Genomic DNA, 9,584 nt, shown 5'->3' with positions numbered 1-9,584 from the left:
GTTGAGCAATTAGAAGCCGGGCTCGACGAGTACATCCATTACTACAACCACGAGCGGATCAGCATGAAGCTCAACGGCCTCAGTCCGGTACAATTTCGAAGCCAGATAATGAGTCTGTAGTTTGTCCAACTTTCGGGGGTCAGTTCAGACACTTGGTTACTTGGTGTCCTTTCAAGTAACCCGCCGAAGGCGGAACGATTCTGCCGTTAGGCAGAATCAGGCAGTCACCAAAATCTGCCAACCAACCCACAAATCCCATACTGGCACCTTGCTATTTTCAACCCATTCCAAGAGTTGGACAGGTTTTTGCAATACCTGCGTTACAACGCCTCTGGCGTCAAAAGTTTGATTTAACGCGCAGGTACAGAATCGGTGGATCGCTCTCAGTTAATCTCTAACGCTCGCATTGGACTGGTCGGTCTGGGCCGTGGCCAGTTGGGTGTTCCGTTGCTGTTGCTGGTCATGCTGGCAATGATGATGTTGCCGATGCCGCCGTTCCTGCTGGACGTGTTCTTCACGTTCAACATTGCGCTGTCGATCGTCGTACTGCTGGTCTGCGTGTACGCCCTGCGTCCATTGGACTTCTCGGTCTTCCCGACCATCCTGCTGATCGCGACGCTATTGCGCCTGGCGCTCAACGTCGCGTCCACCCGCGTCGTGATGCTCCACGGTCAGGACGGTCACGCCGCTGCCGGTAAGGTGATTCAGGCCTTCGGTGAAGTGGTGATCGGCGGTAACTATGTCGTCGGTATCGTGGTCTTCTCGATTCTGATGATCATCAACTTCGTCGTGGTGACCAAGGGTGCCGGTCGTATCTCCGAGGTGAGCGCGCGTTTCACCCTCGATGCGATGCCTGGCAAACAAATGGCAATCGACGCTGACCTCAACGCCGGTCTGATCGATCAACCCGAAGCCAAGCGTCGCCGTCTGGAAGTCGCCCAGGAGGCCGAGTTCTACGGCTCCATGGACGGTGCCAGCAAGTTCGTGCGCGGTGACGCCATCGCCGGCCTGCTGATTCTGTTCATCAACCTCATCGGCGGCATGCTGGTGGGCATCATCCAGCACAACATGAGCTTCGCTGACGCGGGCAAGGTGTATGCCTTGCTGACCATCGGTGACGGTTTGGTGGCGCAATTGCCATCGCTGCTGCTGTCCACCGCCGCCGCGATCATGGTGACCCGTGCATCCGGCTCGGAAGAAATGGGCAAGCTGGTCGGTCGCCAGATGTTCGCCTCGCACAAGGCGCTGGCCGTTTCCGCAGGCATCATGATCGTGATGGGCCTGGTGCCGGGCATGCCGCACTTTTCGTTCATTAGCCTGGGGCTGGTGGCGGCGGGCGGTGCGTACCTGCTGTGGAAAAAGCAGAACATGGTCAAGCTGGCGGCGATTCAAGAGGTCAAGCGTCAGCAGGAATTGCTGCCAGCGCCGAGCCGTGCGCAGGAGTCCAAAGAGCTGGGCTGGGATGACGTGACCCCGATCGACATGATCGGCCTGGAAGTGGGCTATCGCCTGATTCCCTTGGTGGACCGTAACCAGGGTGGTCAGTTGCTGGCGCGGATCAAGGGCGTGCGCAAGAAGCTCTCGCAAGAGCTGGGCTTCCTGATGCCGACCGTTCACATTCGCGACAACCTCGATCTGGCACCGAGTGCCTATCGCTTGACCCTGATGGGCGTGACGCTGGCTGAAGCCGAGATTTATCCGGACCGTGAGCTCGCGATCAACCCGGGCCAGGTGTTTGGCAGCCTGAACGGCATCAATGCCAAAGACCCGGCGTTTGGGCTGGAAGCGGTGTGGATTGAAATCAGTCAGCGCGCTCAGGCGCAGTCGCTGGGCTACACCGTGGTGGATGCCAGCACTGTAGTGGCAACCCACTTGAACCAGATCCTCTACAAACACTCTCATGAGTTGATTGGTCATGAGGAAGTCCAGCAATTGATGACGTTGCTGGCCAAGAGCTCGCCAAAGCTGGCCGAGGAGCTGGTGCCTGGCGTGCTGTCGCTGTCCGCGCTGCTCAAGGTGTTGCAGGCGCTGCTGGCCGAGCAGGTCCCGGTGCGCGATATTCGCAGCATTGCCGAAGCCATCGCCAACAATGCTGCGCGGAGTCAAGATACCGCCGCATTGGTGGCGGCCGTGCGCGTCGGTTTGTCCCGCGCAATCGTCCAAAGCATTGTCGGCATTGAGCCGGAGCTGCCTGTTATCACGCTTGAGCCAAGGTTGGAACAGATATTGCTCAATAGTCTGCAGAAGGCGGGTCAGGGTCAGGAAGAAGGCGTTCTGCTCGAACCGAGCATGGCTGAGAAACTTCAGCGCTCGTTGATCGAAGCGGCGCAGCGTCAGGAGATGCAGGGTCAGCCGGTTATTTTGTTGGTCGCAGGTCCGGTTCGCGCCATGTTGTCTCGCTTTGGACGCCTGGCAGTACCGAATATGCATGTTTTGGCTTACCAGGAAATTCCTGACAATAAGCAAGTCACCATCGTAGCGACTGTCGGGCCGAACGGCTGAGGTAGTGAGTCATGCAAGTTAAGCGTTTTTTCGCCGCCGATATGCGACAAGCCATGAAACTGGTTCGTGATGAGCTGGGCGCCGAAGCCGCCATCATCGGCAACCGGCGCATCGCCGGCGGCGTGGAACTGACAGCCGCGCTGGATTACAAACTGTCCGCGCTGGCGCCGCGTGTGCCGAACATCGAGCTCGAAGATGAGCTGCGCAAGACTCAGTCGCGCATCGTCACGGCTCAGGCTGAGCTGACCCATCGCAGCGAGCTGGACACGGTCGCCAACCGTCAGTTGTTCGCCGGTGTTTCGATGGACGACAGCAAGCAGATCGAACCGACGCTGGATGAACCGTTTCGCCCGTCGATCCATGCTGCCATCGCGGCGGATCGTGCCGAACGCGCAGAGCGTCAATCGGCTGCCGAGCCTGCTGTCAGCCGGCATGCGTACGACTCGATGCGTTCGGAATTGAACGGGTTGCGCGAACTGCTGGAAGTGCAGCTGGGTTCGCTGGCCTGGAATCAGTTGCAAGGCAGCCGTCCGCAGCAGGCGAACCTGTGGCGTCGTTTGCAGCGCATCGGCCTGTCCGGTCCGCTGTCCCGCGACCTGCTGGCGATGGTGCCGGACGGCGGCGATCAGGCCCACACCTGGCGCATGTTGCTGGCGCATCTGGCGCGCATGATCGCGACGCCTGACGTCGAGCCGCTGGAAGAGGGCGGTGTCATTGCCATGGTCGGGCCTGCCGGTATGGGCAAGACCACCACGCTGGCAAAACTTGCCGCGCGATATGTGTTGAAATACGGCGCGCAAAACATCGCGCTGGTGAGCATGGACAGCTTCAGGATCGGTGCTCAGGAACAACTCAAGACGCTGGGACGTATTCTCAATGTGCCGGTGACTCACGTCGATCCGGGGCAGTCCCTGGCTCAGGCGCTGGAACCGTTGCTGCGCAAGCGCGTGGTGTTGATCGACACTGCCGGCCTGCAGGCGAGCGATCCGGCCCTGCGTCTGCAACTCGAAAGTCTGGCAGGTCGTGGCATCAAGGCGCGTAACTACCTGGTGCTGGCGACAACCAGCCAGAAGCAGGTGCTGACAGCGGCCTATCACAGTTACAAACGTTGCGGCCTGGCCGGGTGCATCCTGACCAAGCTGGACGAAACCGCAAGTCTCGGCGAAGTGCTGAGCCTGGCGGTGACTCACGAGTTGCCCGTGGCCTACCTGACGGATGGTCCACGGATACCGGATGATCTGCATCTCCCACGTCGGCACCAGCTCGTGAGCAGGGCTGTCAGCGTGCAGATGCAGGAGGAGCCTAGCGAGGAAGCGATGGCGGATATGTTTGCGGATCTTTATCACAGCACCGGCAAGCGCGCGGGCTAGGGTAAGGAAAATGACATTGGAAAATACCTGCATCGATGGTCTGCCAAGCATTGTTCACACAGTGAACGTGCAGCCCGAAATGTGGCTTAGGTCTAAGCAAGACAAGGTAAAAAATTAACATGGGCAGCATGCATCCCGTTCAGGTTATCGCGGTGACCGGTGGCAAAGGTGGCGTAGGCAAGACCAACGTGTCAGTGAACCTCTCGCTGGCCCTGGCCGAGCTGGGACGTCGCGTCATGTTGCTGGACGCCGATCTGGGTCTGGCCAATGTCGACGTATTGTTGGGATTGACCCCGAAACGCACCCTTGCCGATGTCATCGAAGGGCGCTGCGAGCTGCGCGATGTCCTGTTGCAGGGCCCCGGCGGCGTGCGCATCGTGCCTGCGGCGTCGGGCACCCAGAGCATGGTTCACCTGACGCCCGCGCAACACGCAGGCCTGATTCAGGCGTTCAGCGATATCGGCGACAATCTGGATGTGCTGGTGATCGACACCGCTGCCGGGATTGGCGAATCGGTGGTCAGCTTCGTGCGCGCCGCGCAGGAAGTCCTGCTGGTGGTCTGCGACGAGCCGACCTCGATCACTGACGCCTACGCGCTGATCAAGCTGCTTAACCGCGACTACGGCATGAACCGCTTCCGCGTGCTGGCCAACATGGCTCAGAGCCCGCAGGAAGGGCGCAACCTGTTCGCCAAGCTGACCAAGGTGACCGACCGCTTCCTCGACGTGGCGCTGCAGTACGTGGGCGCCGTGCCTTACGACGAGTGCGTGCGCAAGGCTGTGCAGAAGCAACGCGCGGTTTACGAAGCGTTTCCACGTTCCAAATGCGCGCTGGCGTTCAAGGCCATCGCGCAGAAGGTCGATACCTGGCCACTGCCGGCGAACCCGCGTGGCCACCTTGAATTTTTCGTTGAACGTCTGGTTCATCAGACCAGCGCAGGGCCAGTGTCATGACACCGAGCGGGTATCGCATGTACAGCAAATCTTCCAAAGATTCCCAGTATGAGCTGATCGAGCGTTATGCCCCTCTGGTCAAGCGCATCGCTTACCACCTGCTGGCGCGTCTGCCGGCGAGTGTGCAGGTCGAAGACCTGATCCAGGCGGGCATGATCGGTCTGCTTGAGGTATCGACCAAGTACGACTCCACCAAGGGTGCGAGTTTCGAGACGTACGCGGGTATCCGTATCCGCGGCGCGATGCTCGATGAAGTGCGCAAGGGTGACTGGGCACCGCGCTCGGTTCACCGCAATACGCGCATGGTCAGCGACGCAATTCGTGCAATTGAAGCAAAAACCGGCCGTGACGCTAAAGATCACGAGGTTGCTGCCGAACTTCAATTGAGTCTCGACGATTACTACGGGATTTTGAACGACACCTTGGGCAGTCGCCTGTTCAGCTTCGACGACCTGTTGCAGGACGGCGAGCATGAAGGGCTGCACGAGGACGGCGCGAGCCAGTCGCTCGAACCGTCGCGCGATCTGGAAGACGAGCGTTTCCAGAGCGCATTGGCGGACGCCATTGCCAACCTGCCCGAGCGTGAACGCCTGGTGCTGGCGCTGTACTACGACGAAGAGCTGAACCTCAAGGAAATCGGTGAGGTCCTGGGGGTCAGCGAGTCGCGCGTCAGTCAGCTGCACAGTCAGTGCGCTGCGCGGTTGCGGGGTCGGTTGGGCGAGTGGCGCGCGCGTTGACTCATCGAACGCAGGCCGTGGTGTCTGCGTGATGCATGTAAGGCCGGCTGTGCAATAACCGTTGTGTGGGTGAGAAGGGAGACAAGGCAGGAGCCGGTCGGATCAGGTCTTTCAGAGTCCGGTTCCGCTGTGCTCGTCCGTTGTCGATTCGCAAACCCCCTTAATTGTTTTGCCAGACTGGTCATTGGGTTGTGCCGGTATTGATTGAACGCGCGTCCAGGTGCTGGACGCGTTAAAGACTGCTTGGAGGTCGAATTGGACAAGAACATGAAAATCCTCATCGTTGATGACTTCTCAACGATGCGGCGGATCATAAAAAACCTGTTGCGTGACCTTGGGTTCACCAACACGGCCGAAGCAGATGACGGTACCACCGCATTGCCGATGCTGCAGAGCGGGGCTTTTGACTTCCTGGTGACTGACTGGAACATGCCTGGCATGTCCGGCATCGACTTGCTGCGTCAGGTGCGTGCCGATGAACGCCTGCGCCATCTGCCGGTGTTGATGGTGACTGCCGAAGCCAAGCGCGAGCAGATCATCGAGGCTGCTCAGGCCGGCGTGAACGGCTACGTGGTGAAGCCATTCACTGCACAAGTGCTCAAAGAAAAGATCGAGAAGATATTCGAGCGCGTCAATAGCTGATGTCCGCTGCGAGGGCGCTATGGATTCCAAAGATTCGACAATGGGTGACTTCGAGTCGACCCTGAAGAAACACGCACAGGAACTTGTCGCCAGCCTTGAAAAAGGCAAGTTCGGCGACGCCGTGCAACTTATCCATGAGCTTAATCAGACCCGGGATCGCGGCCTGTATCAGGAAGTTGGCAAGCTCACGCGTGAACTGCACAGTGCGATCGTCAATTTCCAGATTGACCCGCACATGCCGCAAGCCGAAGAAGTGTCCCAGATCACCGATGCCACCGAGCGCCTGTCGTATGTCGTCAGGCTCACGGAAGGTGCGGCCAACCGCACCATGGATCTGGTGGAGCAAAGCACGCCTTTGATGAACGGCCTCAGTGCCGACGCCAAGGCGTTGAGTGCCGACTGGGGGCGTTTCATGCGTCGCGAGATCGGCGCTGAAGAGTTTCGTGACCTGGCCCGCCGCGTCGATGGTTTTCTGACGCGCAGCGAGAAGGAAACCCACGAGGTCGCCAGCCACTTGAACGACATTCTGCTGGCTCAGGATTATCAGGACCTGACCGGTCAGGTGATCAAGCGCGTCACGCAGTTGGTGACGGAAGTGGAGAGCAATTTGCTCAAGCTGGTGCTGATGGCCAGCCAGGTCGACCGCTTTGCCGGGATCGAGCACGATCAGGAAGTGTTCCGTAAGCAAAAAGAAGAAGAAAAACTTCATTCCAAGGGTGAAGGTCCGCAGATTCATGCCGATAAACGTGAAGACGTCGTATCCGGTCAGGATGATGTAGACGATCTGCTATCCAGCCTTGGCTTCTAACTTCTAGATCCCAGGTTCTATGTGAAAGTGGTTGTGGTGCTGCGCGCGAATGCTTCGACGAAGGTAATGCGCGCCGCCCCTCGATGCAGCCTCTGGATCGGTTTGACGGTTAATTTTAGGAGCACCCCCAATGAGCTTCGGCGCCGATGAAGAAATCCTTCAGGATTTTCTGGTAGAGGCCGGCGAGATTCTGGAGCAGTTGTCTGAGCAGTTGGTCGAGCTGGAAAGCCGACCTGACGATGCGGACCTGCTCAATGCAATTTTTCGCGGTTTTCACACTGTAAAAGGGGGCGCCGGCTTCCTCCAGCTCAACGAGCTGGTTGAATGCTGTCACATCGCCGAAAACGTGTTCGACATCCTGCGCAAAGGTGAGCGCCGGGTCGACGCGGAGCTCATGGACGTCGTGCTCGAAGCACTGGACACCGTTAACAGCATGTTCGGTCAGGTCCGCGAACGGTCGGACATCACACCGGCCACGCCTGAGTTGCTTGCCGCGCTGTCGCGTCTGGCAGAACCTGCGTCGGCTGAGGAAGCCGCGGCCGCACCGGCTCCTGAGGTCGAAGCGGTTGCCGAAGCGCCGTCCGACGACATCACCGATCAGGAATTCGAACAACTGCTGGATTCGCTGAACGCGGTCAAGGCCCAAGCAGCCGGTGCTACGGTGTCGGCGGCAGTGCCTGCCGCTCCGGTATCGACGCCTGCTCCAGCGGCAGACGCGGCCAGCGACGAAATCACCGACGCTGAATTCGAATCACTGCTCGATCAGTTGCACGGTAAAGGCCAGTTTGCGGCCGACGCCGTGGCTCCTGCGGCGGCTGCCGCACCCGCTGCGCCACCTGCCAGCGACGAAATCACCGATGACGAATTCGAGGCGTTGCTGGACCAGTTGCATGGCAAGGGCTCGTTTTCGGCCGACGCCAGTACTGCTCCTGCTGCTGCTCCAGTGGCGCCTGCTGCTGCGGCCGACGCCAAGGCCGCTGCGTCGGATGAAATCACGGACAACGAATTTGAAGACCTGCTGGATCAACTGCACGGCAAGGGCAAGTTCGAGCCTGCGGTAGCGGCGTCTGCGGCCACCGCCACTGCGCCAGCCAAGAAAGCCGAGCCTGCTAAAGCGGAACCACCGAAGGCCGAGCCAGCCAAGGCGGCTGCTGCTTCTGCTGCACCTGCCAAGGCTGCTCCGGCGCCTGCAGCTGCACCTGCGGCAGCACGTGCACCGGCGCCGGTCGCCGAAAAAGCACCGACCGAAGCCGAAACCACCGTGCGCGTCGACACCGCACGGCTGGACGAAATCATGAACATGGTCGGCGAACTGGTGCTGGTGCGTAACCGCCTGGTGCGCCTGGGCGCCAACAGTTCCGACGAAGCCATGTCCAAGGCCGTGTCCAACCTGGACGTGGTCACCGCTGACCTGCAGACCGCGGTGATGAAAACCCGCATGCAGCCGATCAAGAAAGTGTTCGGTCGCTTCCCGCGACTGGTTCGCGATCTGGCGCGTCAGTTGAAGAAAGAAATCAACCTTGAACTGGTGGGTGAAGAAACCGACCTGGACAAGAACCTGGTCGAGGCGCTGGCCGACCCGTTGGTGCACTTGGTGCGCAACGCGGTGGACCACGGCATCGAATCGCCGGAAGAACGTGAAGCATCGGGCAAGGCCCGGGGCGGTCGCGTGGTGCTCTCGGCGGAACAGGAAGGCGACCACATCCTGCTGTCGATTTCCGATGACGGCAAAGGCATGGACCCTGCGGTACTGCGCGCAATCGCGGTCAAGCGTGGGGTCATGGACAAGGATGCGGCGGACCGTCTGAGCGACTCCGACTGCTACAACCTGATCTTCGCGCCGGGCTTCTCGACCAAGACCGAGATTTCCGATGTGTCGGGCCGTGGCGTGGGCATGGACGTGGTGAAAACCAAGATTGCCCAGCTCAACGGCTCGATCAACATCTACTCGACCAAGGGCCAGGGTTCGAAGATCGTCATCAAAGTGCCGTTGACCCTGGCGATCATGCCGACCCTGATGGTGATGCTGGGCAACCAGGCGTTCGCCTTCCCGCTGGTCAACGTCAACGAAATCTTCCACCTCGACCTGTCGACCACCAACGTCGTCGATGGCCAGGAAGTGGTGATCGTGCGCGACAAGGCACTGCCGCTGTTCTACCTCAAGCGCTGGCTGGTGAGCTCGGCCGCGCATGAAGAACAACGCGAAGGCCACGTGGTGATTCTCTCGGTCGGCACTCAGCGCATCGGCTTCGTCGTCGATCAGCTCGTGGGGCAGGAAGAAGTGGTCATCAAACCGCTGGGCAAGATGTTGCAAGGTACGCCAGGCATGTCGGGCGCCACCATCACCGGTGACGGCCGCATCGCCCTGATCCTCGACGTACCGAGCATGCTCAAGCGTTACGCCGCACGGCGTATTTGAGCTCGGCGATGCGATGAACTGTGTGGGAGCGAATTCATTCGCGAAAGATGTCTCAGGCGACGTGGCTGTGTCGTTTGAGCCGGCCAGTCGCGAATGAATTCGCTCCCACAGGTTTTTTATCCACCGTGGTAATTCCGGTGGGGCAGATGTTGA

Annotated in this window: 8 protein-coding genes; all 8 read left to right on the top strand. The window is 59.7% G+C overall.

The annotated features are described in order from the left end of the window. A partial coding sequence (locus BLS87_RS32695) for an IS3 family transposase (RefSeq protein WP_143024435.1) occupies window positions 1-120 on the top strand: 120 nt, incomplete at its 5' end. A 252-nt stretch (window positions 121-372) separates the two neighbouring features. After that, window positions 373-2,502: a flagellar biosynthesis protein FlhA gene (gene flhA, locus BLS87_RS32690; protein ID WP_074759342.1), complete on the top strand. Its 2,130-nt coding sequence runs from the start codon at window positions 373-375 to the stop codon at window positions 2,500-2,502. 11 nt (window positions 2,503-2,513) lie between these two features. Beyond that, complete coding sequence (gene flhF, locus BLS87_RS32685) at window positions 2,514-3,872, top strand: flagellar biosynthesis GTPase FlhF (RefSeq protein ID WP_074759341.1); 1,359 nt, start codon at window positions 2,514-2,516, stop codon at window positions 3,870-3,872. A gap of 119 nt (window positions 3,873-3,991) precedes the next feature. Continuing rightward, the gene (gene fleN, locus BLS87_RS32680) at window positions 3,992-4,825 is read left to right on the top strand and encodes a flagellar synthesis regulator FleN (RefSeq protein ID WP_062385964.1); all 834 of its coding nucleotides are present in this window, start codon (window positions 3,992-3,994) and stop codon (window positions 4,823-4,825) included. After that, window positions 4,822-5,562: an RNA polymerase sigma factor FliA gene (gene fliA / locus BLS87_RS32675; protein ID WP_074759340.1), complete on the top strand. Its 741-nt coding sequence runs from the start codon at window positions 4,822-4,824 to the stop codon at window positions 5,560-5,562. Before fleN ends, fliA begins: the two co-directional genes overlap by 4 nt. A 267-nt stretch (window positions 5,563-5,829) precedes the next feature. Next, entirely contained in the window at window positions 5,830-6,204 is a 375-nt protein-coding gene (locus BLS87_RS32670; RefSeq protein WP_175500148.1) for a chemotaxis response regulator CheY, read from the top strand. Between the two features lie 19 nt (window positions 6,205-6,223). Further along, window positions 6,224-7,012, top strand: coding sequence for a protein phosphatase CheZ (locus BLS87_RS32665; RefSeq protein ID WP_074759339.1), 789 nt, complete (start codon window positions 6,224-6,226; stop codon window positions 7,010-7,012). Between the two features lie 130 nt (window positions 7,013-7,142). Beyond that, window positions 7,143-9,431, top strand: a complete 2,289-nt coding sequence (locus tag BLS87_RS32660) for a chemotaxis protein CheA (protein ID WP_074759338.1) — start codon at window positions 7,143-7,145, stop codon at window positions 9,429-9,431. The last annotated feature ends 153 nt before the right edge of the window (window positions 9,432-9,584 follow it).

The organism is Pseudomonas abietaniphila (genome assembly GCF_900100795.1).
Lineage (GTDB): Bacteria > Pseudomonadota > Gammaproteobacteria > Pseudomonadales > Pseudomonadaceae > Aquipseudomonas > Aquipseudomonas abietaniphila.
Note: the sequence above shows the minus strand (reverse complement) of the source record. Positions and strands in the feature narration are given on the sequence as shown.